20 protein-coding genes and 1 riboswitch are annotated in these 26,012 nt (G+C 73.6%); of the genes, 14 read left to right on the top strand and 6 right to left on the bottom strand.

The window, feature by feature from the left end:
- Nucleotides 1-130 precede the first annotated feature (130 nt).
- Both QFZ75_RS29860 and QFZ75_RS29855 read right to left on the bottom strand, forming a co-directional pair.
- On the bottom strand, nt 131-352 hold the full coding sequence (locus QFZ75_RS29860; RefSeq protein WP_055513143.1) for a helix-turn-helix domain-containing protein: 222 nt from the start codon (nt 350-352) through the stop codon (nt 131-133).
- Between the two features lie 353 nt (nt 353-705).
- Entirely contained in the window at nt 706-2,304 is a 1,599-nt protein-coding gene (locus tag QFZ75_RS29855) for an ABC-F family ATP-binding cassette domain-containing protein (RefSeq protein ID WP_307541817.1), read from the bottom strand.
- A gap of 313 nt (nt 2,305-2,617) precedes the next feature.
- On the opposite strand from QFZ75_RS29855, the gene QFZ75_RS29850 reads away from it, so the two are divergent.
- Nucleotides 2,618-3,031, top strand: a complete 414-nt coding sequence (locus QFZ75_RS29850; protein ID WP_307541816.1) for a VOC family protein — start codon at nt 2,618-2,620, stop codon at nt 3,029-3,031.
- Between the two features lie 45 nt (nt 3,032-3,076).
- Here QFZ75_RS29850 and QFZ75_RS29845 read toward each other — a convergent pair whose 3' ends face one another.
- The 3 genes from QFZ75_RS29845 to QFZ75_RS29835 all read right to left on the bottom strand — a co-directional run bounded on the left by QFZ75_RS29845 (nt 3,077) and on the right by QFZ75_RS29835 (nt 6,606).
- A complete protein-coding gene (locus tag QFZ75_RS29845) occupies nt 3,077-4,507 on the bottom strand; it encodes a hypothetical protein (protein ID WP_307541814.1) in 1,431 nt (476 codons plus the stop codon).
- A gap of 156 nt (nt 4,508-4,663) precedes the next feature.
- Nucleotides 4,664-5,800, bottom strand: coding sequence for an alpha/beta hydrolase (locus tag QFZ75_RS29840; protein WP_307541813.1), 1,137 nt, complete (start codon nt 5,798-5,800; stop codon nt 4,664-4,666).
- Between the two features lie 86 nt (nt 5,801-5,886).
- Nucleotides 5,887-6,606, bottom strand: coding sequence for a class II aldolase/adducin family protein (locus tag QFZ75_RS29835; RefSeq protein ID WP_307541812.1), 720 nt, complete (start codon nt 6,604-6,606; stop codon nt 5,887-5,889).
- Nucleotides 6,607-6,800: 194 nt separating this feature from the next.
- Between QFZ75_RS29835 and QFZ75_RS29830 the strand changes: the two genes are divergently transcribed.
- The 10 genes from QFZ75_RS29830 to cobI all read left to right on the top strand — a co-directional run bounded on the left by QFZ75_RS29830 (nt 6,801) and on the right by cobI (nt 21,044).
- Nucleotides 6,801-7,544, top strand: coding sequence for a lysozyme (locus tag QFZ75_RS29830; RefSeq protein ID WP_307541810.1), 744 nt, complete (start codon nt 6,801-6,803; stop codon nt 7,542-7,544).
- A 176-nt stretch (nt 7,545-7,720) separates the two neighbouring features.
- On the top strand, nt 7,721-8,980 hold the full coding sequence (locus QFZ75_RS29825) for an inorganic phosphate transporter (protein ID WP_307541809.1): 1,260 nt from the start codon (nt 7,721-7,723) through the stop codon (nt 8,978-8,980).
- A 12-nt stretch (nt 8,981-8,992) separates the two neighbouring features.
- A complete protein-coding gene (locus QFZ75_RS29820; protein WP_307541808.1) occupies nt 8,993-9,214 on the top strand; it encodes a hypothetical protein in 222 nt (73 codons plus the stop codon).
- A gap of 313 nt (nt 9,215-9,527) precedes the next feature.
- Nucleotides 9,528-9,662: riboswitch (cobalamin riboswitch) on the top strand.
- Between the two features lie 145 nt (nt 9,663-9,807).
- Entirely contained in the window at nt 9,808-10,788 is a 981-nt protein-coding gene (locus QFZ75_RS29815; protein ID WP_307541806.1) for a cobalamin biosynthesis protein, read from the top strand.
- Nucleotides 10,785-12,305 carry a cobyric acid synthase gene (locus tag QFZ75_RS29810; protein WP_307541805.1) on the top strand — a complete coding sequence of 507 codons (1,521 nt, stop codon included), beginning with the start codon at nt 10,785-10,787 and terminating at the stop codon, nt 12,303-12,305. The genes QFZ75_RS29815 and QFZ75_RS29810 overlap by 4 nt, the downstream gene beginning before the upstream one ends.
- Nucleotides 12,302-15,970 carry a cobaltochelatase subunit CobN gene (gene cobN, locus QFZ75_RS29805; RefSeq protein WP_307541803.1) on the top strand — a complete coding sequence of 1,223 codons (3,669 nt, stop codon included), beginning with the start codon at nt 12,302-12,304 and terminating at the stop codon, nt 15,968-15,970. The genes QFZ75_RS29810 and cobN overlap by 4 nt, the downstream gene beginning before the upstream one ends.
- Before the next feature lie 169 nt (nt 15,971-16,139).
- A complete protein-coding gene (locus QFZ75_RS29800; RefSeq protein ID WP_307541800.1) occupies nt 16,140-18,242 on the top strand; it encodes a putative cobaltochelatase in 2,103 nt (700 codons plus the stop codon).
- On the top strand, nt 18,242-18,841 hold the full coding sequence (gene cobO / locus QFZ75_RS29795; protein WP_307541799.1) for a cob(I)yrinic acid a,c-diamide adenosyltransferase: 600 nt from the start codon (nt 18,242-18,244) through the stop codon (nt 18,839-18,841). The genes QFZ75_RS29800 and cobO overlap by 1 nt, the downstream gene beginning before the upstream one ends.
- A complete protein-coding gene (locus tag QFZ75_RS29790) occupies nt 18,835-20,310 on the top strand; it encodes a cobyrinate a,c-diamide synthase (RefSeq protein WP_307541797.1) in 1,476 nt (491 codons plus the stop codon). Before cobO ends, QFZ75_RS29790 begins: the two co-directional genes overlap by 7 nt.
- On the top strand, nt 20,292-21,044 hold the full coding sequence (gene cobI, locus QFZ75_RS29785) for a precorrin-2 C(20)-methyltransferase (RefSeq protein ID WP_307541795.1): 753 nt from the start codon (nt 20,292-20,294) through the stop codon (nt 21,042-21,044). The genes QFZ75_RS29790 and cobI overlap by 19 nt, the downstream gene beginning before the upstream one ends.
- A 59-nt stretch (nt 21,045-21,103) precedes the next feature.
- On the opposite strand, the gene QFZ75_RS29780 is transcribed toward cobI, so the two are convergent.
- Nucleotides 21,104-21,832 (bottom strand): ZIP family metal transporter, encoded by a 729-nt coding sequence (locus tag QFZ75_RS29780; protein ID WP_307541794.1) that lies wholly within the window; start codon nt 21,830-21,832, stop codon nt 21,104-21,106.
- An 85-nt stretch (nt 21,833-21,917) separates the two neighbouring features.
- Between QFZ75_RS29780 and cobM the strand changes: the two genes are divergently transcribed.
- The 3 genes from cobM to cobJ are packed head-to-tail and all read left to right on the top strand — an operon-like array spanning nt 21,918 to nt 25,782.
- A complete protein-coding gene (cobM, locus tag QFZ75_RS29775; protein WP_307541792.1) occupies nt 21,918-22,736 on the top strand; it encodes a precorrin-4 C(11)-methyltransferase in 819 nt (272 codons plus the stop codon).
- Complete coding sequence (gene cbiE / locus QFZ75_RS29770; RefSeq protein ID WP_307541790.1) at nt 22,733-24,049, top strand: precorrin-6y C5,15-methyltransferase (decarboxylating) subunit CbiE; 1,317 nt, start codon at nt 22,733-22,735, stop codon at nt 24,047-24,049. The genes cobM and cbiE overlap by 4 nt, the downstream gene beginning before the upstream one ends.
- Complete coding sequence (gene cobJ, locus QFZ75_RS29765; RefSeq protein WP_307541788.1) at nt 24,046-25,782, top strand: precorrin-3B C(17)-methyltransferase; 1,737 nt, start codon at nt 24,046-24,048, stop codon at nt 25,780-25,782. Before cbiE ends, cobJ begins: the two co-directional genes overlap by 4 nt.
- The last annotated feature ends 230 nt before the right edge of the window (nt 25,783-26,012 follow it).

Genomic DNA, 26,012 nt, shown 5'->3' with positions numbered 1-26,012 from the left:
GGGCGCCTCCGATGGGTGCGGTCGAGGAGGGCGCCGTCGAAACGCACCCTCAAGTGACTGCACAGTAACCACCCGGACGGTCCAGGGACCGACCGGGTGGCCACCATCGGGAACGAGTAGCCGCCCGGCGTCAGCCCGACGCGGACTTCTTGCCGCGCGTCGCGCCGCCACGCCCACGCAGCGTGACACCCGACTCACTGAGCATCCGGTGCACGAAGCCATACGAGCGGCCGGTCTCCTCGGCCAGCGCTCGGATGCTCGCACCGGAGTCGTACTTCTTCTTCAGGTCTGCCGCGAGCTTGTCGCGCGCGGCGCCGGTTACCCGGCTGCCCTTCTTCAGAGTCTCGGCCACCCGTGCCTCCTCAGCGGAAGTGCGCTCTGGACTTCTCATGATCACCCCTCAAGAGCGTCCTGGCCACCCATTCGGCAAGGTCGGTGGGACGAGCTTGCGCGGCGCGCGTCCGTCACCACGAGCGGAATCCCGCATTCCATCCGCTCACTGTCCGTGTGCCCGGACCGGTTCGCGGACGAAGGTCCAGGTCAGCGACGCGCGACGGCCGGGCCCTCGGGGACGAGGGGCCCGGCCGCGAAATCGATGTATGACACACCTCGGTACGAGGAGATCTCACACAGATGGTGGATCACGGATCGGCCGAATGATCCATACGAAGTGGATCAGTCAATCGATCAACCATCCCGGACCGCTCAGGCGAGGGCCACGAGGTCCCGGTAGTCGGCACCCCACAGGTCCTCGACACCGTCGGGCAGCAGGATGATCCGCTCCGGCTGGAGCGCCTCGACGGCCCCCTCGTCGTGGGTGACGAGGACGACCGCGCCCTTGTACGTGCGCAGCGCGCCGAGGATCTCCTCGCGGCTGGCCGGGTCGAGGTTGTTCGTCGGCTCGTCGAGGAGCAGGACGTTCGCGGACGAGACCACGAGGGTGGCGAGCGCGAGGCGGGTCTTCTCGCCGCCGGACAGGACGCCGGCCGGCTTGTCGACGTCGTCGCCGGAGAACAGGAACGAGCCGAGCGTCTTGCGCACCTCGACGAGATCCAGGTCGGGGGCGGCGGAGCGCATGTTCTCCAGGACCGTGCGCTCCGGGTCGAGGGTCTCGTGCTCCTGCGCGTAGTAGCCGAGCTTGAGGCCGTGGCCCTCGATGACCTGCCCGGTGTCGGGCTTCTCCGCACCGCCGAGCAGACGCAGCAGGGTCGTCTTGCCGGCGCCGTTCAGGCCGAGGATGACGACGCGGGAGCCCTTGTCGATGGCCAGGTCGACATCGGTGAAGATCTCCAGGGAGCCGTACGACTTGGACAGGCCCTCGGCCATCAGCGGGGTCTTGCCGCACGGGGACGGGTCGGGGAAGCGCAGCTTGGCGACCTTGTCGGACTTCCGTACGGCGTCGAGGCCGGCGAGGAGCTTGTCCGCGCGCTTGGCCATGTTCTGCGCGGCGACGGTCTTGGTGGCCTTGGCGCGCATCTTGTCGGCCTGCGCGTTCAGCGAGGCGGCCTTCTTCTCGGCGTTCTGCCGCTCGCGCTTGCGGCGCTTCTCGTCGGCCTCGCGCTGCTGCTGGTAGAGCTTCCAGCCCATGTTGTAGACGTCGATCTGGGCGCGGTTGGCGTCCAGGTAGAACACCTTGTTGACGACCGTCTCGACCAGGTCGACGTCGTGGGAGATCACGATGAAGCCGCCGCGGTACGTCTTCAGGTAGTCGCGCAGCCAGACGATGGAGTCGGCGTCGAGGTGGTTCGTGGGCTCGTCGAGGAGCAGGGTGTCCGCGTCCGAGAAGAGGATGCGGGCCAGCTCGATCCGGCGGCGCTGACCGCCGGAGAGCGTGTGGAGGGGCTGGCCGAGCACCCGGTCGGGGAGGTTGAGCGCGGCGGCGATGGTGGCGGCCTCCGCCTCGGCGGCGTACCCGCCCTTGGTGAGGAACTCCGTCTCCTGGCGCTCGTACTGGCGCATCGCCTTCTCGCGGGTGGCGCCCGAGCCGTTCGCGATGCGCTGTTCGTTCTCGCGCATCTTGCGGATCAGGGTGTCCAGGCCGCGTGCGGACAGGACGCGGTCGCCGGCCAGCTGGTCGAGGTCACCGGTGCGCGGGTCCTGCGGGAGGTAGCCGACCTCGCCGGAGCGGGCGACGGTGCCGCCGGCGGGCACGCCCTCGCCGGCCAGGACCTTGGTGAGCGTGGTCTTGCCCGCGCCGTTGCGGCCGACCAGGCCGATGCGGTCGCCCTTGGTGATGCGGAAGGTGGCGGACTCGATGAGGATGCGGGCACCGGCACGAAGCTCGATACCGGAGGCGGAAATCACGGACGGACTCCTGGGCGGGGTTGACGGCGGGGTGGGCGGTTGCGGGCGTTCACGCCGTCTAATGCACGAGGAGAATGGCCATGGGCCAAGTCTAACGGGGCGATGCAACCACTTTTCCTGCGTGCGGACGTCGGGAGTGTGACGCCCGCCGTCCGCGGGCGGGTGCCGCCGGACCGTCTCCGGGCAGGTCACCGTCACCGTGGTTCCGGCCGGGGGGCGTTGTCGGTGCCGGGTGCGAGACTGTGGGGCAGGTCACATCAAGGCGATGTCCCGGCAGTGGGGCGGAGCCGCGCGACCGGAGGGAGTGGTCGGTATGGCGGGCACGGACGGTGGGCGCCCGGGCATCTGCCCGACGCTGTTGTACGCGGACGCGAAATCCGCGATCAGGCAGCTGACGGACGCTTTCGGCTTCGCCGAGGCGTCGGTGTACGAGGACGAGGACGGCAAGGTGGTGCACGCCGAGCTGGTCCAGGGCAACGGAGCGGTGATGCTGGGCTCCCGGGGCACCGGGAGCCGCTTCGACGAGGCCATGAAGAGCGCGGGGCCCGCCGGGGTGTACGTCGTCGTGGACGACGTGGACGCACACCACCAGCAGGCCGTCGACCACGGGGCGGAGATCCTGATGCCCCCGACGGACCAGGACTACGGGTCGCGGGACTACATGGCCCGGGACGTCGAGGGCAACATCTGGAGCTTCGGCACGTACGCACCGGAGACCAGGGTCTGACCATCCCGCCGGCTCCTGGTCGGCGGGCTGCCCCGGCCGTCGGTCCTAACGGCCCCGGTGGACCTGGAAGGCGGCGCGGCGTACCGCCTTGGCGAGGGCCGGGTCGGGGTGGGCGGCGGCGAGTGCGACCAGGACCTGCACGGTGCGGGGGTGACCGACCGCGCGCACCTCGTCGAGGAGCGCGGGGACGGTCGCCTGCACCGCGGACTCCAGGTGCCGTACGAGGAGCGGGGCCTCGCCGTGGTCGGCGACGGCCGCGGCGGTGTCTACCCACAGCCAGGTGGCCTCCTCGCGGGTGAGCACCAGGTGGGCGTCCTCGGGGTCGTGCCCGTCGTGCTCGGCGAGCCACAGCAGGGCGTACGGGCGCAGGGGCGTCTCGTCCGCCACCGAGCGGACGTCGGGCTCGGCGGGGGCGCCGACCACGCGCAGCGCCTCGAAGGCCAGTCCGCGCAGCAGGGCGTCCTCGCCGCGGGCGGCCGCGAGGAGTTCGGTGACGGCGCTGCCGACGGGCCGGGCGGCGAGCCAGGCGCGGTACTCGGCGCGGGCCGCGTTGGGCCGCAGCTGGGCGCAGCCGCGCAGCATGTCCTCGGCGCCCTGCTCGATGTTCCCGGCGGGGCTCTGCGCGGCCACGCAGATCTGCTCCAGCTTGACCCAGACCGCCCAGCTGCCGAGCGGGGTGAGCGTGGCCTGTCCCTCGGCGCAGGTCAGGGCGCCGACGGCGGCGAGGGCGTGCAGCGCCCAGTCGAGGAGGGGGGCGAGCGGGGTGTCCTCGGCCGGGCTCTCCGCGGGCACGGGCTCGGGCTGCGGCCCGTAGGGGATCTCGCAGCGCTCGGTGCGCAGTTCCGTGACGCGCTGCTCAAGGAGGTCGAGGAGCTGCGGCACGGGGACGGGACCCGCGGACAGCTGGAGGAAGGAGAGGACCTGGGGCATCGCGGAGACGACCTCGGCGACGGCGGCGGGCTCGCGTCCGTCGGGACCGGGGTGGGCGATCGACCAGGCGTCGAAGAAGGCGACCCAGCCGCGCAGCACGGCGCTGTCGTCGCGGTTCCAGGCGCGCAGCCGCCAGCCGGGGCGCGCGGTGTCGCCGTGCACCTCGATGAGGCCCGCGAGCCGGGCGACGTCCCAGTCCGCCCGTACTTGATCCGGGGTCAGGTCCAGATCGGCCGCGGCGCGTTGCGCGCTCGCGTCGGAGAGCGTGCCGGCGCCCTCGGGACCGCTGTCGGACGTGCCGTCGGGGGCCGTGGCGCCACGGCCCCCGACGGCGCCCAGGGTGGCGTCGGCCCAGCGGGCGACCCGGGCCGCGCCGGCCAGCACGGCGCGTGCCATACGGGCGAGCTCCGCCGGTGCCGGAGTGCCCTCGGGCGGGCGGGGTGCGGGTCGACGGGCGGGCCTCTGGGTCATCGCTCGGGGGGCGGCGGCCAGGGTTCGCGGGCGGACGAGTCGGAGCCTGGAGTCGCGCGGGATACGGGACGTCACGGGGGCAGTCTTCCGGTTGACGGTCCGAAAACCCAAACGGAATGCCTCGTGGGCCCGCCGAGACGCTCGGCGGACGGTGCGGGGCAGGGGTTCCGAGGGGTGCGCGCCCGTTGGTACAGGGTTAAACGGAAGCTTCGGTACCGGGCCCGTGAAGAGCTACATCAGCGGGGTGAGGAAGCGGCGCAGGGCCTCCTCGTAGGCGCTCGGGTCCGCGTTCCACATGGCGCCGTGCGAGGCGCCGTGGACCGTACGGAGGGTGACGAGGCCGGGGTGGCGGGCCGCGAGACGGCGGGAGGGCCCCCAGGGGGCGACGGTGTCGTCGGGGCCGTGCACGACGAGCGTCGGCACCCTGATCCGCGCCGGGTCGGTGGCGCCCCGGACGCCGTCGGCGCCGAGTCCCGTACGGCCCTGGGCGGCGCGCACGGCCAGGGGCAGCAGGGCGTCGGGCGTGCGGCGGGCCGTGGCGAGGGCGCGCAGCGTGGTCTGCCAGTCGAGGACCGGCGAGTCCAGGACGAGCCCGCAGATCCGGTCGCGCAGCGCGGAGTGCTCGGCGGCGCGCAGCGCCATGGTGGCGCCGGTGGACCAGCCGTGCAGGACGACGCTCTCGGCGCCGTGCCGGACGGCGAAGCGGACGGCCGCGTCCAGGTCGCGCCACTCGGTCTCGCCCAGGTGGTGCAGTCCGTCCCGGGAGCGGGGCGCGCCGGGGTCTCCGCGGTAGGCGAGGGCGAGGACGGGGATCTCCAGACCCCGCAGGAACCGCATGACGTTCATGGGGTGTTCGCGGGTGGCGCCGAGGCCGTGCACGGCGATCACCCAGGTGTCGCGGTCGCCGGGCACGAACCACGCGGGCAGAGCGCCCAGTTCGCCCGGGACGTCCACGTCGGCGTGGTCGAGTCCCAGGGCGGCGCCCGGGTCCCCGGTGTGCAGGGCGGGGGTGAACCAGACCTTGTCGCCCGGTTCCAGCGTGCCGCGCGTGACGCGTTCCAGGCGGCGCACCACCGTGTCGGCGGTGTGCGGGGCGCCGGTCAGGAGCGGACCGACGACGGCGTGGCCGCGGTCGCCGTCCAGCCCGTACACACCGGGGCGCTGCGAGGCGAGGGCACGGGTCAGGGTCACCTGGCCGGCGGCCGTCGCGTGCACGGTGAGGCGGGGTTCGGTGGGCAGCGGCCGGCCCGGTGACGCCTTGAGGGCGGCGTCACTGGCGAGGCGGCCGGCCGCGATGCCGGCCGCGCCGGCTGCGGCCATGGTGAGGGCGGTGGCGAGGGCTGCGGTGGTCGGCTTCACGGTGCGCACGGGTCCAGTCTCCTGACGGAGCCGTCCGTCGGCCAGCGGAAGGACGGCAGGGGTGGGTGCGGTCGGGTGGGCGTCGCGGCCGGCGGTCACGGCTGGCCGTACCCCTTCAGTCGTTCCCCCACTTCCGCCACTTGTGCCTCGGTCAGGAGGGTGGGTGCGAGGCCCGGGACGGACGACGCGGTGAGCCAGACGCAGCACATCCATTCGAGCTGGGCCGTGCGGTCGTAGGCCTGGTCGAGGGTGGCGCCGTGGGCGAGGGTGCCGTGGTTCCGCAGCAGGCAGGCCGTACGGTCGCGCAGGGCCCCGAGCACGTTCCCGGCCAGCTCCTCGGTGCCGTAGGGGGCGTAGGGCGCGACGCGGACGGGTCCGCCGAGGGCGGCCGCCATGTAGTGGACGAGCGGCAGCTCGGTGACGAGGGTCGAGACGGCCGTGGCGTGCACGGCGTGGGTGTGCACGACGGCGCGGGCGCCGGTGGAGCGGTAGACGGCGAGGTGCATGGGCAGTTCGCTGGTCGGAACGAGCGGACCGAGCACCCGCCGGCCGTCGAGGGAGACCCCGCAGAGGTCCCCGGGCGTCAGCCGGTCGTACGGGACCCCGGTCGGCGTGACCAGGACCGTGTCGTCCACGCGCACGGACACGTTGCCGGAGGTGCCCACGACCAGGCCGTCGGCCACCGTCCGGCGGGCCGTCGCCACGAGGTCGTCCCATGCCCGCTCGAGCGCCTGCGCCCGCGCCCGCTCCGTCCGGGACCCGCCCGTCCGCCCCGCGCCCTGTCCGTCTCCCGTGTCCCGCCGCCGCTCAGCCATGCCGTGATCCTGTCAGCCGCTCGCCGCTGCTCCGTTCGGGCGAGGTCACTGTAGAGCGGAACCCGAACGTCCGAAATATCACGAACAAGGATAAAAAGACCACCGACAGTGAACGGCCGGTGGGCGACGGACTTCCGGGGACCGTCCCGTACCCTCCGGGGATCCGTCGCGCACGCCGCCGTTCCGGGGGAAACATGGCCCGTGATCGCACACCGTCCCGTCAGCGCGTCCGCCTCGTCGTCGCCTCCGTGGCGACGCTGGCACTCGGCGGCACCGCCCTCCTGGAGGTGCCGGCCTCGGCCGCCGCCGGACCCAGGGGACACGACGTCTCCTCGCACCAGAGGAACGTGAACTGGTCGAGCGCGAAGAAGAAGGGCGCCACGTTCGTCTACGTGAAGGCGACCGAGTCGCACACGTACCGCAATCCGTACTACAACCAGCAGTACAACGGCGCGCGCAACGCGGGCATCATCCGCGGCGCCTACCATTTCGCGCTGCCGAACCGGTCGTCGGGCACGACGCAGGCCGCGTACTTCGTACGCAACGGCGGCGGCTGGCGGCCGGACGGCTGGACCCTGCCGCCCGCACTGGACATCGAGTACAACCCGTACGACAAAAAGAAGAAGTGCTACGGGCTGAGCAGGAGCGCGACGGTCGACTGGATCAGGGCCTTCAGCGACGAGGTGAACCGGCGGACCGGCCGCCGGCCCGTCATCTACACCAGCCGCAACTGGTGGAAGGCGTGCACGGGCAACAGCGCCGCCTTCGCCTCGGACCATCCGCTGTGGCTGGCCCGCTACAGCGCGTCCGCGGGGCCACTGCCCGCGGGCTGGAAGTTCTGGACGTTCTGGCAGTACGACAACAGCGGCGGTCTCCCGGGTGACCAGAATCTCTTCAACGGTTCCCTGTCCCAGCTGAAACGCTTCGCCAAGGGCTAGGGACGTAGCGGACCCCCTCATTCCGGACCCGTTCGAGGGCTCCCGCCGCCACTTCGACACAAGCGGAGTGGCGGCACCCCTATCGGGCCACCACACCGCCCGACCCAGTTCATCTTCCGTTCATCCAGGTTGCCTACGTTTCCCATGCCACTGACGTCCAACAGAAGCCTGGGTAAATGGAACACATCACGCTCCTCCTCGGAATCGTGATCGTGACCGCTCTCGTGTTCGATTTCACGAACGGTTTCCACGACACTGCCAACGCGATGGCAACGACCATCTCGACCGGCGCTCTCAAGCCCAAGACGGCGGTGGCCATGTCCGCCGTGCTGAACCTCGTCGGTGCGTTCCTCTCCGTGGAGGTCGCCAAGACGATCTCCGGCGGCCTCATCAACGAAGAGGGAATCCGCACCGAAGTGATCTTCGCGGCGCTCGTCGGCGCCATTCTGTGGAATCTGCTGACCTGGCTCCTGGGTCTGCCCTCCAGCTCCTCCCACGCGCTCTTCGGCGGCCTCATCGGCGCCGCGGTGATGTCGGCAGGCTGGTCGTCGGTGAACGGCTCGACCGTCGTCACCAAGGTTCTCCTCCCCGCGATCGCCGCGCCCCTGGTGGCCGGGATCGCCGCGCTGCTCGCCACCCGGCTGACGTACCGCATCAGCCGGCAGGCGGGCGAGAAGGCGACCTCCAAGGGCTACCGCGCGGGGCAGATCACCTCCGCGGGCCTGGTGTCGCTGGCCCACGGCACGAACGACGCGCAGAAGACCATGGGCATCATCACCCTGGCCCTGGTCACCGGCGGGGTGCTCTCGCCCGGGTCGAACCCTCCCCTGTGGGTCATCGTCTCGGCCGGCATCGCCATCGCGCTCGGCACCTACCTGGGCGGCTGGCGCATCATCCGCACCATGGGCAAGGGCCTCACCGACCTCGCGCCGCCGCAGGGCTTCGCCGCCCAGACCGGCGCCGCGACGGTCATCCTGGCCTCCTCGCACCTCGGCTTCTCCCTCTCCACCACCCAGTCCTGCTCCGGCGCCGTGATGGGTTCGGGGCTCGGCCGCAAGGGCGGTGTCGTCCACTGGTCGACCGCGACCCGCATGTTCGTCGCCTGGGGCCTCACGCTCCCGGCCGCCGGACTGGTCGGCGCGGGCGCCGAGTTCCTGACCAAGCAGGGCACCTGGGGCATCGTCCTCACCGGCGCGCTGCTGGTCGCCGGCTCCGGGGTCATCTGGAGGCTGTCCCGCCGCCGACCGGTCACCGTCGACAACGTCAACGACCACCACGAGCCCGCGGGCGTCGTCACCACCGCGATCGCCGCCGTCACCCCGCCCCCCGCGGGCCCGGTCACCACGACGGGGGCCGTGCTCGCGAGCGCGGGCGGCGATCTGAAGACCACCATCCCGGGCCCGGACGCCGAGCCCGCCCGTCCGGCCACGGTGTAAGGAACGAACCGCATGAAGATCGACTGGGCAGCCCTCGGCTCCGTGTTCGGAGTCAGTCTCCTCTCCACCGTCGCCCTCGTGGGCCTGTTCACCCTCGGTATCGTCGGCCTCTCCAAGCGCGAGACGGCCACCGCCCAGGGCGGCTCCGCGGCCCTCGCGGTCACGGGCGCGTACGCCTGCTTCGCGGCCTGCGCGGCGGCGGTGGCGTACGGGATCTATCTGATCGTCGCCTGACCGGCGGTACGGCCGACGAGCCGTGCCGCCGGAGCTCACCGTCCGCCCTGCCGGGACCGCCTCACCCGCGGTCCCGGCGGGGCGGACGCATGTCCGCCCCCGAAGCCGTGCCCCGGGTCGCCCGTGCCGGATCAGGAAGGCCCGCGACTCAGGGACAGCGGGAGGAAGGTGATCACGAACCCGTGGTCAGGGGTGCGCGGCCGAGAGTCGATTTCCGGCTGGACGACCGGCCCGCGGGAACGGCCCGCCCCCGGGATGTGGGCCTCGGCACACTCTCCCTTCGCAGGTCAACAGCAAGTTGACGGGTGTTCCGGGGCCGTGGTGGACTGCCGGGGCCATGTACGACGGCAGGAGAGGAAGCCGGTGCGAATCCGGCGCGGTCCCGCCACTGTTACCGGGGAATCCATCCCCCGGGAAGCCAGGAACTCTCGTCGTCGGTCTCGTCGAACCAGGGCGTGGACACCCTGAGTGAGGACATATCGCCATGCGCGGCTGCCCGTTGTGGACCAGTGTGCCCAGTACCAGTGTGCCCGCACCCGGTACGAGGGTGCCGAGTACGAGGGTGCTGTCCGACGTAGAAGCGGGCTGAGCCCGTGCGTGCCGATCGCGTCTTCGCGTACGGCGCCGCCGCCGGCCTCCTCGGTGACCTGCTGCTCGGCGATCCCCGCCGGGGGCATCCGGTCGCCGCGTTCGGCCGGGCCGCGGGCGCCGTGGAGCGGGTGCTGTGGCGGGACCACCGGGGGTGGGGCGCCCTGCACACCGCCGTGTGCGCGGGCGGCGCCGTCGCCCTCGCCGTGGCCGCCGGGCGTTCCGTACGTGACTGCCGTGCCGCTTCCGTCGCGTTGACCGCCGCCGCCACCTGGGCCGTCGTCGGGGGGACCTCGCTGGGGCGGGAGGCGCGGGCGGTCGGTGGGGCGCTGGCCGCCGGGGACGTCGAGGCGGCCCGTGAGCGGCTGCCGCACCTGTGCGGACGGGACCCGCAGGCGCTGGACGCCGACGGGATCGCCCGGGCCGTGGTCGAGTCGGTCGCCGAGAACACCTCCGACGCCGTCGTGGGCGCCCTGGTGTGGGGCGCGGTCGCGGGCGTGCCCGGTCTGGTCGGGTTCCGGGCCGTCAACACGCTGGACGCCATGGTCGGGCACAGGTCGGCCCGTCACCGGCGGTACGGCTGGGCCTCCGCGCGCCTCGACGACGTCGTCGGATGGCCCGGGGCCCGGCTGACGGCGGTCCTCGCGACCGTCGCCGGGGGCGATCCGCGGGGAGCCCTGCGCACCTGGCGTGCGGACGCCGACCGGCATCCGAGCCCCAACGCCGGGCCCGTCGAGGCCTCGTTCGCGGGGGCGCTCGGGGTGCGGCTCGGCGGCACGCTCTCGTACGCGGGGCGGGTCGAGCACCGGCCCGTCCTCAACGGCCCGGGGCGCGCCGTACGGGTCGAAGACATCGAGCGGGCCGTCCGGCTCTCCCGGCGCGTGAGCCTGCTCGCGCTGGGCGCGTGCGTCACCGGCCGGCTGCTGGTCACCCCGCTCACCGGGAGACTCGCCAGGAAGCCCGCCGGGAAGGGGCGTACCTCATGAACCGTGGACCGGGCAGGGGCCTGCTCGTCGCCGGCACCACCTCCGACGCGGGCAAGAGCGTCGTGACCGCCGGGATCTGCCGGTGGCTGGTGCGGCGGGGGGTGAAGGTCGCGCCCTTCAAGGCGCAGAACATGTCCCTGAACTCGTTCGTCACGCGCGAGGGCGCCGAGATCGGGCGCGCGCAGGCCATGCAGGCGCAGGCCGCCCGCGTGGAGCCCACCGCGCTCATGAACCCCGTCCTGCTGAAGCCGGGCGGCGACCGCAGCAGCCAGGTCGTCCTGATGGGGAAACCCGTGGGCGAGATGAGTGCGCGCGGCTACCACGGCGGACGCCAGGAGGCGTTGCTCGGGACCGTGCTGGACTGTCTGGCCGCGTTGCGGGGCACGTATGACGCGGTGATCTGTGAGGGGGCCGGAAGTCCCGCCGAGATCAATCTGCGGCGGACGGACATCGTGAACATGGGGATCGCGCGCAACGCGCGGCTGCCCGTGCTCGTGGTCGGCGACATCGACCGCGGCGGGGTCTTCGCCTCCTTCTTCGGGACGGTGGCCCTGCTGTCGCGCGAGGACCAGGAGCTCGTCGCCGGGTTCCTGGTCAACAAGTTCCGCGGGGACGTCTCCCTCCTCGAACCCGGCATCGACATGCTGCACGGGCTCACCGGGCGCCGCACCTACGGCGTCCTGCCCTTCCAACACGGGCTCGGCATCGACGAGGAGGACGGACTGGGGGTCAGCATGCGCGGCTCGGTACGGGAGTCCGAGGTGTCCGCCCCCGTCGGCGAGGACATCCTGCGGGTCGCCGTCTGCGCGATCCCCCTGATGTCCAACTTCACCGACCTGGACGCCCTCGCCGCCGAACCGGGCGTCGTCGTGCGGTTCGTGGACCGGGCCGAGGAACTGGTCGACGCCGACCTGGTCGTCGTCCCCGGCACCCGCGGCACGGTCCGCGCCCTGGAGTGGCTGCGGCGGCGCGGCCTCGCCGACGCCCTGGTGCGCAGGGCCGCCGAGGGGCGCCCCGTGCTGGGCATCTGCGGCGGCTTCCAGCTGCTCGGCGACCACATCGAGGACGAGGTCGAGTCGAAGGCCGGCGCCGTCGACGGGCTCGGACTCCTCCCCGTACGGGTGCGGTTCGCGCGCGAGAAGACCCTCGCCCGGCCCGTCGGCGAGGCCCTCGGCGAACCCGTCGAGGGGTACGAGATCCATCACGGGGTCGCCGAGGTGACCGGCGGCGAGCCCTTCCTGGACGGCTGCCGGGTCGGCGCGGTCCGGGGCACGCACTGGCACGGCTCCCTGGAGTCGGACGGCTTCCGGCGTGCCTTCCTGCGCGAGGTGGCCGCCGCCGCGGGGCGCCGCTTCGTACCGGCCGCCGACACGTCGTTCGCGGGGCTGCGCGAGGAGCAGCTGGACCGGCTCGGCGATCTGATCGAGGAACACGCGGACACGGACGCGCTGTGGCGGCTCATCGAGTCCGGCGCGCCGACAGGACTGCCTTTCATCCCACCGGGAGCACCCGCATGAGCACAGTGTTGTTGTTGTCGACCGCCGACACGGATCTGCTGGCGGCGCGTGCCTCCGGCGCCGCGTACCGGATCGGCAATCCGACCCGCGTGGACGTCGCGCAGGAGCTGCCCGCGCTGGTCGAGGGCGCGGACCTCGCCGTCGTACGGCTGCTCGGCGGCAAGCGCGCCTGGGAGGACGGGCTGGCCTTCCTGAAGGCGTCCGGCATCCCCACCGTGCTGCTCGGCGGGGAGGCCGTGCCCGACGCGGAGCTGATGGCCGAGTCGTCCGTGCCGGCCGGTGTCGTCGCGGAGGCGCTGCGCTACCTCGTCGAGGGCGGTCCGGAGAACCTCGCCGAGCTGACCCGCTTCCTCTCCGACACCGTGCTGGTCACGGGCGAGGGCTTCGAGGCGCCGCGGCAGATGCCGGAGTTCGGTGTGCACGGCGAACCGGTGATCGCCGCGGACCGCCCGACCGTCGCGGTGCTCTTCTACCGCGCCCACGAGCTGAGCGGCAACACCGCCTTCGTGGACACCCTCTGCGACGCCATCGAGGCCAAGGGCGCCAACGCCCTGCCCGTCTACAGCGGTTCACTGCGCGGCGCCGGCTCCGAGCTGTACTCGCTGTTCGACGGCGCGGACGCGCTGATCACCACCGTCCTCGCCGCCGGTGGCGCGCACGCCTCCGACGCGTCCGCGGGCGGCGACGAGGAGGCGTGGGACATCAGCGCGCTCCAGACCCTCGACATCCCCTTCCTCCAGGGCCTCTGCCTGACCACGTCGAAGGCCGCCTGGGAGGCGTCCGACGCCGCCCTGTCCCCCATGGACGCGGCGATGCAGGTCGCGATCCCCGAGTTCGACGGACGGCTCATCACGGTCCCGTTCTCCTTCAAGGAGCAGGGACCCGACGACGTGCCGGTGTACGCCGCCGACCCCGAGCGGGCCGCGCGCGTCGCCGGGATCGCCGTGCGCCACGCCCGGCTGCGGCACCAGCCCAACGCGGAGAAGAAGCTCGCGGTCGTCTTCACCGCCTACCCGACCAAGCACTCCCGGGTCGGCAACGCGGTCGGCCTGGACACGCCCGCCTCGGCGGTCCGCCTCCTCGACGCGCTGCGGGACGCCGGGTACGCCGTCGAGGGGTACCCGGACAACGGCGACGAGCTGATCCACCGGCTCATCGCCGCCGGTGGCCACGACGTCGAATGGCTCACCGAGGACCAGCTGGCCGCCGCCCCCGCGCGGGTGCCGCTCGCCGACTACCGGGCCTGGTTCGACAAGCTCGACCCCGCGCTGCGCGAGGGGATGCTGGAGGCGTGGGGCGAACCGCCGGGCTCGCTCTACGTGGACGGCGACGACATCGTGCTGGCCTCCCTGCAGTTCGGGAACGTCGTCGTGATGATCCAGCCGCCGCGCGGCTTCGGCGAGAACCCGATCGCGATCTACCACGACCCGGACATGCCGCCCTCGCACCACTACATGGCGGCCTACCGCTGGCTGGAGAACGCGTCGTCCGAGGGCGGCTTCGGCGCCGACGCGATCGTGCACATGGGCAAGCACGGCACGATGGAGTGGCTGCCGGGCAAGGGGCTGGGGCTGAGCGGCGGGTGCGCGCCGGACGCCGTGCTCGGTGAACTGCCCCTCGTCTACCCCTTCATCGTCAACGACCCCGGCGAGGGCACCCAGGCCAAGCGCCGGGGACACGCCACGATCGTCGACCACCTGGTGCCGCCGATGGCCCGCGCGGACACCTACGGCGACCTCGCGAAGCTGGAGCAGCTGCTCGACGAGTACGCGCTGGTGTCCGACCTGGACCCGACGAAGGCGCCGGCCGTCCGCGCCCAGATCTGGACGCTGGTGAAGGCCGCCGAACTCCACCACGACCTGCATCTCGACGAGCAGCCGGACGAGGACGACTTCGACACGTTCGTGATGCACGTCGACGGCTATCTGTGCGAGATCAAGGACGTGCAGATCCGCGACGGCCTGCACATCCTCGGCGGCGGCCCCGAGGCCGAGGCACGGGTGAACCTCGTGCTGGCCGTGCTGCGGGCCTCCCAGGTGTGGGGCGGCACGGCGAACGCGCTGCCGGGTCTGCGGGCCTGTCTGGCGCAGCACTTCGGCCTGGTCGAGAAGGAACTGCTGGGCGAGCCCGGCGCGCCGCTGAAGGTGCCGGCCGAGCTGAGCGACCTGGTGGCCGGACCCGCGCGGACGGCGGCCGACGCCGTCGACCTCCTCGAGCAGCTGTGCCGCCGGTTCGCGGAGGGCATGGAGGAGCGCGGCTGGGAGGTCGCGGCCGTGCCCGCGCTCGTACGCGAGGTGCTGGGCGGCACCGAACTCCCGGACGCCGTCGCGGTGCTGGAGTTCGCGTGCCGCGAGGTGGTTCCGCGGCTGGCCCGTACGACGGACGAGATCGACCACATCCTCCATGCCCTGAACGGCGGTTACGTCCCGTCGGGTCCCTCGGGCTCGCCGACGCGCGGACTGGTCAACGTCCTGCCGACCGGGCGCAACTTCTACTCCGTCGACCCCAAGGCGATCCCGTCCAGGCTGAGCTGGGAGGTCGGGCAGGCGCTCGCCGACTCGCTCGTGCAGCGGTACCTCCAGGACACCGGCGCGTACCCGAAGTCCGTCGGTCTGACCGTGTGGGGCACGTCCGCGATGCGCACCCAGGGCGACGACATCGCGGAGATCCTGGCGCTGCTGGGCTGCCGGCCCGTGTGGGACGACGCCTCGCGGCGCGTCACCGGCTTCGAGGTGGTGGGGCTCGAGGAGCTGGGCCGGCCGCGCATCGACGTCACCGTCCGCATCTCCGGCTTCTTCCGCGACGCGTTCCCGCATGTGATCTCCCTGCTCGACGACGCCGTGCGGGCGGTGGCCGAGCTGAACGAGCCCGCCGACCGCAACTACGTCCGCGCGCACGCCGACGAGGACACCGCCGAGCACGGCGACCGGCGGCGGGCCACGGCCCGTATCTTCGGCTCGAAGCCGGGCGCGTACGGGGCCGGGCTCCTGCCGCTCATCGACGCACGCAACTGGCGCTCCGACGCCGACCTCGCCGAGGTGTACGCGGTGTGGGGCGGCTACGCGTACGGGCAGGGCCTCGAAGGGCGCGCGGCGCGCGGCGACATGGAGACGGCGTTCCGGCGGATCGCCGTCGCGGCCAAGAACGTCGACACCCGTGAGCACGACCTCGTCGACGCCGACGACTACTTCCAGTACCACGGCGGCATGGTCGCCATGGTCCGCCACCTGACGGGCACCAGCCCCGAGGCGTACGTCGGCGACTCCGCCGTGCCCGACCAGGTCAAGACCCGCACGCTCGGCGAGGAGACGCACCGGGTGTTCCGCGCGCGGGTGGTCAACCCGCGCTGGATGGCGGCGATGCGGCGGCACGGCTACAAGGGCGCCTTCGAGATGGCGGCCACCGTCGACTACCTCTTCGGGTACGACGCGACGGCCGGGGTCGTGGACGACTGGATGTACGAGAAGCTCAGCGCGGAGTACGTCTTCGACGCGGAGAACCAGGAGTTCATGCGAAAGTCCAACCCCTGGGCCCTGCGTGGCATCACGGAACGCCTGCTGGAGGCGGCGGACCGCGGGCTGTGGGCGGAACCGGACCAGGAGACCCTGGACCGGCTCCGAGCGACCTACCTCGAACTCGAGGGAGATCTGGAGGGGGACGAGTGAGCTCCCTCCGCATCCCCGCGCCGGCGGGGAGCAGGTCATCCCGCGCAGTGCTCACGGGTTCGACTTCGGAACACCCCCGCGTCGGCGGGGACCACAACCACAGTTTGGCTGTCGGCGCCGCCGACAGCGCACAGTCTTTGCACCAGCCACTCGGAGGAGTGATTTCGGCGTGAGTACCCCGTTCCCGTTCACGGCCGTGGTCGGCCAGGACGACCTGCGGCTCGCGCTGCTGCTGAACGCCGTGTCCCCCGCGGTGAGCGGCGTGCTCGTCCGCGGCGAGAAGGGCACCGCCAAGTCCACGGCCGTGCGCGCCCTTTCGGCCCTCATGCCGCAGGTCGACGTCATGGCGGGGTGCCGGTTCTCCTGTGCTCCCCACGCGCCCGATCCGGCCTGCCCCGACGGTCCGCACGAGGTGGGTCCTGGGGTGTCCCGGCCCGCCCGGATGGTCGAACTGCCCGTCGGCGCCTCCGAGGACCGCCTGGTGGGCGCGCTCGACATCGAGCGGGCGCTCGCGGAGGGTGTGAAGGCCTTCGAGCCCGGCCTGCTGGCCGACGCCCACCGCGGCATCCTGTACGTGGACGAGGTCAACCTTCTCCACGACCACCTGGTCGACCTGCTCCTTGACGCGGCCGCGATGGGGGCCTCGTACGTGGAGCGCGAGGGCGTCTCCGTACGGCATGCTGCGCGGTTCCTGCTCGTCGGGACCATGAACCCCGAGGAGGGCGAGCTGCGCCCGCAGTTGCTCGACCGGTTCGGGCTGACCGTCGAGGTGGCGGCCTCCCGCGAGCCCGACCAGCGGGTGGAGGTCGTCCGGCGGCGGCTCGCGTACGACGACGACCCCGAGGGGTTCGCGACGCGCTGGGCCGACGAGGAGTCCGCCGTACGGGCCCGGATCGTGGCCGCGCGGGAGCTGCTGGGGTCGGTGCGGCTCGGCGACGGCGCGCTGCGGCAGATCGCGGCGACCTGCGCGGCGTTCGAGGTGGACGGCATGCGGGCCGACATCGTGATGGCCAGGACCGCGACGGCGCTGGCCGCGTGGGCGGGACGGACCGTGGTGCTGGCGGAGGACGTGCGGCAGGCCGCGCTCCTCGCACTGCCGCACCGCCGCCGGCGCAACCCCTTCGACGCGCCGGGCCTCGACGAGGACAAGCTCGACGAGACGCTGGAGGAGTTCGGGAGCGGGGACGACGCGGACGGCTCCGACGGCTCCGACGGCTCCGGTGACCCCGACGGCTCCGGTGACGACGACCCGGATCCGGACCCGGACGGGCCCGGTGGCGGGCGGTCCCCGCAGGACGGGCCCGACGGCGGGGGTGACGCCGGCGACAGCGAGGGTTCCGGTGAGGTGCCCGCGCAGGGCAAGCCCGCCGAGAACTCCGAGAGCTCCGAGAACGGGCGGGCGCCCTCCCCCGGCGCCGGCGAGCAGTCCCCCGTACGGGCCGCCGAACCCTTCCGCACGAAGATGCTGAGCGTGCCCGGCCTCGGTGAGGGGGCCGCCGGGCGGCGGTCGCGGGCCCGGACCGAGCACGGCCGCACCACCGGGGCGCGCCGGCCGCGCGGCACGCTCACCAAGCTGCACCTGGCCGCGACCGTGCAGGCCGCCGCCCCGCACCAGCGGGCCCGCGGACGCTCCGGACCCGGCCTCGTCGTACGCCGGGACGACCTGCGGCAGGCCACGCGCGAGGGCCGCGAGGGCAACCTCGTGCTGTTCGTCGTGGACGCGTCCGGGTCGATGGCGGCCCGGCAGCGGATGAGCGCCGTGAAGGGCGCGGTGCTGTCCCTGCTCCTCGACGCCTACCAGCGGCGGGACAAGGTGGGGCTCGTGACCTTCCGCGGGTCCGCCGCCGAGGTGGCCCTGCCGCCCACGTCGTCGGTCGACGCGGCCGCCGTACGGCTGGAGTCGCTGCCCACCGGCGGGCGTACGCCGCTCGCGGCCGGGCTGCTGCGGGCGCACGACGTGCTGCGGGTGGAGCGGTTGCGGGATCCGGCGCGGCGCGCGCTGGTCGTGCTGGTGACGGACGGGCGGGCCACCGGAGGCCCCGAACCGGTGGCACTCGCGGGGCGGGCCGCCCGGCTGTTCGCCGCCGACGAGATCGCCTCCGTCGTCGTCGACTGCGAGTCGGGGCCCGTACGGCTCGGACTCGCCGGGCAGCTCGCGGGCGAGCTCGGCGGCACCGCGGTGACGCTCGACGAGCTGCGGGCCGACTCGATCGCCGGTCTGGTCAGGGATGTCCGGGGCGACCGCAGGAGCGACAGCAGGAGGACCGCGTAATGCCGCAGGGACAGCCGAGTGTCGTGCCCGAGGACGGGCTGACGACCCGTCAGCGACGGAACCGGCCGCTCGTCGTCGTGCACACCGGGATCGGCAAGGGCAAGTCCACCGCCGCCTTCGGGCTCGCGCTGCGTGCCTGGAACCAGGGGTGGCCCATCGGGGTGTTCCAGTTCGTCAAGTCCGCGAAGTGGAAGGTCGGCGAGGAGAACGCGCTGCGCGTCCTCGGGGCCAGCGGTGAGGGCGGGTCCGTCGACTGGCACAAGATGGGCGAGGGCTGGTCGTGGGTGCAGCGCGACGCGCAGCTGGACAACGAGGAGAAGGCCCGCGAGGGCTGGGAGCAGGTCAAGCGGGACCTCGCCGCCGAGACGTACAAGCTGTACGTGCTCGACGAGTTCGCGTACCCCATGCACTGGGGCTGGGTGGATGTCGACGAGGTGGTCGCCGTGCTGCGGGACCGGCCCGGCACCCAGCACGTCGTGATCACCGGGCGCAACGCTCCGGAGAAGCTCGTGGAGGCCGCCGACCTCGTGACCGACATGTCCAAGGTCAAGCACCCGATGGACGCCGGTCAGAAGGGGCAGAGGGGCATCGAGTGGTGACGTCCTCCGTCCCCCGGCTGGTCGTCGCCGCGCCTTCCTCGGGCAGCGGCAAGACCACCGTCGCCACGGGGCTGATGGCCGCGTTCGCCGCGCGGGGGCTGGCCGTGTCCCCGCACAAGGTGGGGCCCGACTACATCGATCCCGGCTACCACGCGCTCGCCACCGGGCGGGCGGGGCGCAATCTCGACGCCTACATGTGCGGGGCGGAATTGATCGCGCCGCTGTTCGCGCACGGGGCCGACGGCTGCGATCTCGCCGTCGTCGAGGGGGTGATGGGGCTGTTCGACGGGGCGTCCGGGGAAGGGGAGCTGGCTTCCACCGCCCAGGTGGCGAAGCTGCTGCGGGCGCCCGTCGTGCTGGTCGTGGACGCCTCGTCGCAGTCGCGGTCGGTGGCCGCGCTCGTGCACGGGTTCGCCTCCTGGGATCCGCAGGTGCGGATCGGCGGGGTGATCCTCAACAAGGTCGGGTCCGACCGGCACGAGGCACTGCTGCGGGAGGCGCTGGACCAGGCGGGGGTGCCGGTGCTGGGGGTTCTGCGGCGGGCTCCGCAGGTCTCGACGCCTTCCCGGCACCTTGGGCTGGTGCCGGTCGCCGAGCGGCGGGCCGAGGCGGTCGAGGCTGTTGCCGCGATGGCCGCGCAGGTGCGGGACGGGTGTGATCTGGACGCGTTGTTCGCGTTGGCGCGGGGGGCCGGGGCGTTGGCCGGTGGCGCCTGGGATGCGGCGGAGGCCCTGGCTGTCTCGCCCCCGCCGCCCCTTCCCGTCCCTGCCCCGGGGGCCGCGCCCCCGGACCCCCCTTGTCCTCGAACGCCGGACGGGCTGAACAAGGCGCCGGACGGGCTGAGGAAACGAGCTCCCGTCGTCGCCGTCGCCGGTGGGGCAGCTTTCAGTTTTTCCTATGCCGAGCATGTCGAGTTGTTGCGGGCCGCCGGGGCGGAGGTCGTCGGCTTCGATCCGTTGCGGGACGAGCGACTGCCCGACGGGACCCGGGGACTGGTCGTCGGAGGCGGGTTCCCCGAGGTGTACGGGCCGGAGCTGTCCGCCAACGAGCCGTTGCGCAAGGCCGTGGCCGCGCTCGCCGAGAGCGGCGCGCCCGTCGCCGCCGAGTGCGCGGGGCTGCTCTACCTCGCCCGCGAGCTCGACTCGCTGCCGATGTGCGGGGTCATCGACGCCTCGGCGCGGATGGAGGAGCGGCTGACGCTCGGGTACCGGGACGCCGTGGCGGTGTCCGACAGCGTGCTGGCCGAGGCGGGCACCCGGATGCGCGGGCACGAGTTCCACCGGACCGTCGTCGAACCGGGGGCGGGGGCGGTCGCCGCCTGGGGGATGCGCGCTCCGGCGCGGCGGCTCGAGGGTTTCGTACAGCAAGGTGTGCACGCGAGTTATCTGCACACGCACTGGGCGGCCGCTCCCGGCGTCGCCCGTCGGTTCGTGGAGAGGTGTGTCCGGTCATGGGCGACAGCAGGCTGATCGGGGTCGGGGTCGGGCCCGGGGACCCCGAGCTGGTGACCGTCAAGGGCGTCAACCGGCTCCGGGCGGCGGAGGTCGTCGTCGTGCCCGTGATGGCCGCGCCCGACGGGAAGGACGGCGGGGAGCCCGGGCGGGCCGAGGCGACCGTGCTGCACTACGTGGAGAGGGAGAAGGTCGTCCGGGTCGTCTTCGCGCTCAACGAACGCTCCGACCGGGGCCGCCGCGAGAGCGCCTGGGACGTCGCCGGCAGACGGGTGGCCGAGCTGCTGCGTACGCACGGCAGCGTCGCCTTCGCCACCATCGGCGACCCGAACGTGTACTCGACGTTCACCTATCTCGCGCAGACCGTCCAGCGGCTCGTGCCGGGCACGCTCGTCGAGACCGTGCCCGGCATCACCGCCATGCAGGACCTCGCCGCCCGGTCCGGCGCGGTCCTGACCGAGGGGACCGAGCCGCTGACGCTCGTGCCCGTCACCGCCGGGTCCGGTGTCCTCAAGGACGCCCTGAACGGGCCCGGGACCGTCGTCGCGTACAAGTTCGGGCGGCAGGCGCAGGAGGTCGCGGCGGCCCTGCGGGAGACCGGCCGGATCGACGACGCCGTGTGGGGATCCGCGCTGGGGCTGCCCGAGGAGTCGATCAGCGGCGCCGCGGAACTGGACGGGGCCCCGCTGCCGTACCTCTCCACGCTCATCGCGCCCGCCCGGCGCGACGGCGGGCGCGGCGGCAAGCTGTGACGTCCGCCGAAACCCTCCCAGGGTCCGGTCCGCCGCGCTCCGGTCCGCTGTGCTCCGGCTCACTCCGCGATGCCCACCACCAGCCAGATGAAGGCCACCCCGGCGAGCGTGCACAGCAGGGTGGAGCGGGCCGGGTGCTCGTGGTGGGCCTCGGGGAGGATCTCGGCCGCCGCGAGGTAGAGGAGCGCGCCGCCGAAGAAGCCGAGATACCCGCCGAGCAGGCGTTCGGGGATCGTGAACAGCAGGGTCGAGGCGGCGCCCGCCACCGGGGCCGCGGCGTCCGCGCAGAGCATCGCGACCGCCTTGCGGCGGGCGTTCCCGTACAGGGTCGTGATCGTGTACGTGTTGAAGCCGTCCGCGAAGTCGTGGGCGATCACCGCGACCGCCACCGCGGCTCCCATGCCGCCGCCCACCTGGAAGGCCGCGCCGATCGCCACACCGTCCATGGCGCTGTGGCCGGTCATCGCGGCGGCGGCCGTCAGGCCCACCTCGGGCGTCCGGCCGTCGTGCTCCCCGCCGCCGTGCGAGGCCTGGCGCACGGCCAGCAGGCGTTCCACCATGTGGGCGGCGAGGAAGCCGGCCACGAAGAGCAGCAGCGCGGCCGGCACGCCGAAGACCTCGCCGCCCGCCGCGTCGAGCGCCTCGGGCAGCAGGTCGAGGCCGACGACCCCCAGCATCAGGCCGCCGGCCAGGCCGAGTACCAGGTGGCGGCGGTCGGTGACGCGTTGCGCCGTCCAGCCGCCGGCCAGCGTCATGAGGAACGCGCCGAGCGCGACGAACACCGCCATACGCCCTTGCTATCCGATCAACCCGCTTCCCCGCACGTCCGCCGCACTCCCGAGCCCTCGTGGCTTTCCGGAAAGGAACCGTCCCATGTCCGATGACCGCACCGGCAAGGTGACCTTCGTCGGGGCCGGTCCCGGCGCCGCAGACCTGCTGACCTTCCGTGCGGCCCGCGCGATCGCCGAGGCGGACGTCGTCATCTGGGCGGCCAGCCTGGTGCAGGCGGAGGTCCTCGAGCATGCCCGCGCGGACGCGGAGATCCTCGACTCGGCGACGATGTCGCTGGAGGACGTCGTCGCGGTGTACGGGCGGGCCGCCGCCGGAGGACTGAAGGTGGCCCGCATCCACTCGGGCGACCCCGCGCTCTGGGGCGGTACGCAGGAGCAGGTCGACCGGTGCGCGGAGATCGGTATCGCCACCGAGATCGTGCCCGGTGTCTCGTCCTTCTCGGCCGTGGCCGCGCTCGCGCAGCGCGAGCTGACCATCCCCGAGGTCGCCCAGTCCGTGATCCTCACCCGGCTCGGCGGCGGCAAGACGCCGATGCCGCCGGGCGAGGAGGTACGGGAGTTCGCGCGGCACGGCACCACCATGGCCCTGTTCCTGTCGGCCGCCCGCAGCGGGCAGCTCGTACGGGAGCTGCTGGAGGGCGGCTACCCCACCTCCACCCCGGTCGTGGTCGCCTACCAGGCGACCTGGCCCGAGGAGCTGATCGTGCGGTGCACGATCGGCACGCTGGAGGAGACCGTCAAGGAGCACAAGCTCTGGAAGCACACGCTGTTCCTGGTCGGCCCGGCCCTCGAAGCGCGGGGCACGCGCTCGCACCTCTACCACCCGGGCCACTTCCACGGCTTCCGCAAGGCCGACCCCGAGGCGCGCAGAGCGCTGCGCACGCGGGGTGCCACCACGTGATCACCGTCGTCGGTACGGGCACGGGGGCGCCCCTGCCCCCGGAGGCCGCAGCCGCGCTGGACGGGGCGGGGCTCGTCGTGGGCGCCCGGCGCCATCTGGCGGCCGCGGCGCCGCCGGACACGGCCGCGCGGATCGTCCTCGGACCGCTCGCCCCCGCCCTCGACGCGATCGAGCGCCACCTGGAGAAGGCGGCGAAGGGCGGACGGGAGGGGGACGCGGCTGCCGCCGGCCGGGGGCAGGTCGTCGTGCTGGCCTCCGGGGACCCCGGGTTCTTCGGGATCGTACGGGCGCTCGCCGAGCGGTTCGGAGCCGGCCGGCTGACCGTCCACCCCGCGGTGTCGTCCGTCGCCACCGCCTTCGCGCGGGCCGGGCTGACCTGGGACGACGCGGTGGTGGTGAGCGCGCACGGGCGTGACCTGCGGACCGCGGTGAACGTCTGCCGGGCGCACCCGAAGGTCGCCGTGCTGACCGGTCCCGGCTCGGGCCCGGCCGAACTCGGCGCGGCGCTGGCGCGGTCCGGCGACCGGGTGCTCGTGGTGGCGTCGGCCCTCGGATCGGACGCGGGGGCGGCCTCGGGTGAGCGGGTGGAGCGGGTCACGCCCGCCGAGGCCGCCGTACGCGACTGGGGCCGGGCGGTGAACGTCGTGCTGTGCCTCGACGAGCCGCGGGTCCTCTCCCCCGTGCGCACGGTCGCCGGGGCGGCGCCCGGTCCCTCCCGGTGGGCGCTGGCCGAGGACGAGTTCACGCACCGGGACTCGATGATCACCAAGTTCGAGGTGCGGGCGCTGGCGCTGGCCCGGCTCGGGCCGCGGCTCGGCGACCACGTGTGGGACATCGGCGCGGGCTCCGGCTCGGTCGCGGTGGAGTGCGCGCGGTTCGGCGCCGCCGTGACCGCCGTGGAGAAGACCGGGGACGGCGTGGAGCGGGTGCGCGCCAACGCGGCCGCGCACGGCGTCGACGTGAGCGTCGTGCACGGGGCCGCGCCGGCCGTGCTGTCCGGCCTGCCCGACCCCGACGCCGTGTTCGTCGGCGGGGGCGGCCGGGACCTGCCCGCCGTCGTGACGGCCTGCGCGCGGCGGGCCCGGCGGTCGGTCGTGGTGGCGATGGCCGCGCTCGACCGGGTGCCCGCCGTGCGGGAGGCGCTCGTCGCGGCCGGGCTCGACTGCGGCGGCGTACTGCTGCAGTCGTCCCGTCTGGCGCCGCTGCCGGGGGACGTCACCCGGCTCGCGGCGACCAACCCCGTGTTCCTGCTGTGGGGCGTCCGGCCTCCGGTGCGCAGTGATGTCCGTAGTGATGAAGGAGTCGCACAGTGATCGGCCTGATTTCCGCGACGGCGGCCGGAGCGGCGGGCGCCCGGCGGGTGGCCTCGGCCTGGCCCGGCCGTACCCGCGTGTACGAGGGGCCCGTGGGGGACGCCGTGCGGCGGGCGTTCGCGGAGTGCGAGCAGCTCGTGTGCTTCCTCGCCACGGGGGCCGTGGTGCGGCTCGTCGCGCCGCTGCTCTCCGACAAGGCCGCCGATCCCGGGGTCGTCTGCGTCGACGAGGGCGGCCGGTTCGCGGTGTCCCTGGTCGGGGGCCACGGCGGCGGTGCCAACGAACTCGCCCTCGCGATCGGGGACCTGCTCGGTGCCCGGCCCGTCGTGACGACCGCCACCGACGCGGTCGGTGTGCCGGGGCTCGACACGCTCGGGTTCCCCGTGGAGGGTGACGTGGCGGGGGTGTCGCGGGCCGTGCTGGACGGTGGACCGGTCGCCCTGCACGCCGAGCTGGCCTGGCCGCTGCCGCCGCTCCCGGCCGCCGTCGTCACCGCCACCGCCGCCGACGCCGGTTCCGAGGCCGATTCCGAGGCCGATTCCGAGGCCGGGTATTCGATCCGGGTGACCGACAGGGCCGCCGGGCCCGCCGAGCGTGAGGTCGTGCTGCGTCCGCCGTCCCTCGTCGTCGGCGTCGGGGCCTCCAAGGGGGCCCCGGTCGAGGAGGTGCTCGGACTCGTCGAGGACGCGTTGCGGGACGCCGGTCTGTCCGCGAAGTCGGTCGCCGAGCTGGCCACCGTCGACGCGAAGGCCGACGAGCCCGGCATTCTCGGGGCCGCCGCGCGGCTCGGGGTGCCCGTGGTGACGTACAGCGCCGGGGAGCTGGCGGGGATCGACGTGCCGAACCCCTCGGACGCGCCGCTCGCCGCCGTCGGGACGCCCTCGGTCGCCGAGGCCGCGGCCCTCGTACGCGGCGGTGAACTGCTGGTCCCCAAGCGGAAGTCGGCCGCGCGGCCGGCGATGGCGACCTGTGCGGTCGTACGCCGGCCCGCGCGCGGGCGGCTCGCGGTGGTCGGGCTCGGACCGGGCGCCCGGGACCTGCTCACCCCGCGTGCGAAGGACGAGCTGCGCCGGGCCTCCGTGCTCGTCGGCCTCGACCAGTACGTCGACCAGATCCGCGACCTGCTCCGCCCCGGCACCCGGGTCCTGGAGTCGGGGCTCGGCGCCGAGGAGGAGCGGGCCCGCACGGCCGTGGCCGAGGCCCGGCGCGGCCGGGCCGTCGCGCTGATCGGCAGCGGGGACGCGGGGGTGTACGCGATGGCGTCGCCCGCGCTCGCGGAGGCGTCCGACGACATCGACGTGGTCGGCGTCCCGGGGGTCACCGCCGCGCTCGCCGCCGGGGCGATCCTGGGCGCGCCGCTCGGCCACGACCACGTGTCGATCAGCCTCTCCGACCTGCACACGCCGTGGGAGGTCATCGAGCGCCGGGTACGCGCCGCGGCCGAGGCCGACATCGTGGTCACCTTCTACAACCCGCGCAGCCGGGGCCGTGACTGGCAGCTGCCCGAGGCGCTCGCGATCCTCGCCCGTCACCGGGAGCCGGCGACACCCGTGGGAGTCGTGCGCAACGCCTCACGGACGGACGAATCCAGCCGGGTCACCACGCTCGCGGGTCTTGACCCCACCACGGTGGACATGATGACGGTGGTGACCGTGGGCAACACGGCGACCCGTGAGATCGCCGGCCGCATGGTGACACCGCGCGGCTACCGCTGGCAGGAGGAGCCGAAGTGAGCCGCACCGCCGCCTCGTACGCCGCCTGCGGGCACACCGGCCGCCGGCGCACCGGTTGCCGGCACATCGAGTGCCGGCACATCGAGTGCCGGCACATCGGCTGTCGGTGCACCGGCTGCCCGGCGCCCGTTCGCGGCCGGCACCGTCCCCCCGCTCGGCCCGTGCACCTCGCCCACCCCGGGCGTCCCGCCCGCTTCGGGCACCCCGCTCACCTCGTTACGCCCCTGAAG

Origin of the sequence: Streptomyces sp. V3I8 (assembly GCF_030817535.1) — a bacterium.
Lineage (GTDB): Bacteria > Actinomycetota > Actinomycetes > Streptomycetales > Streptomycetaceae > Streptomyces.
This window is presented reverse-complemented; position numbering and strand designations above follow the sequence as displayed.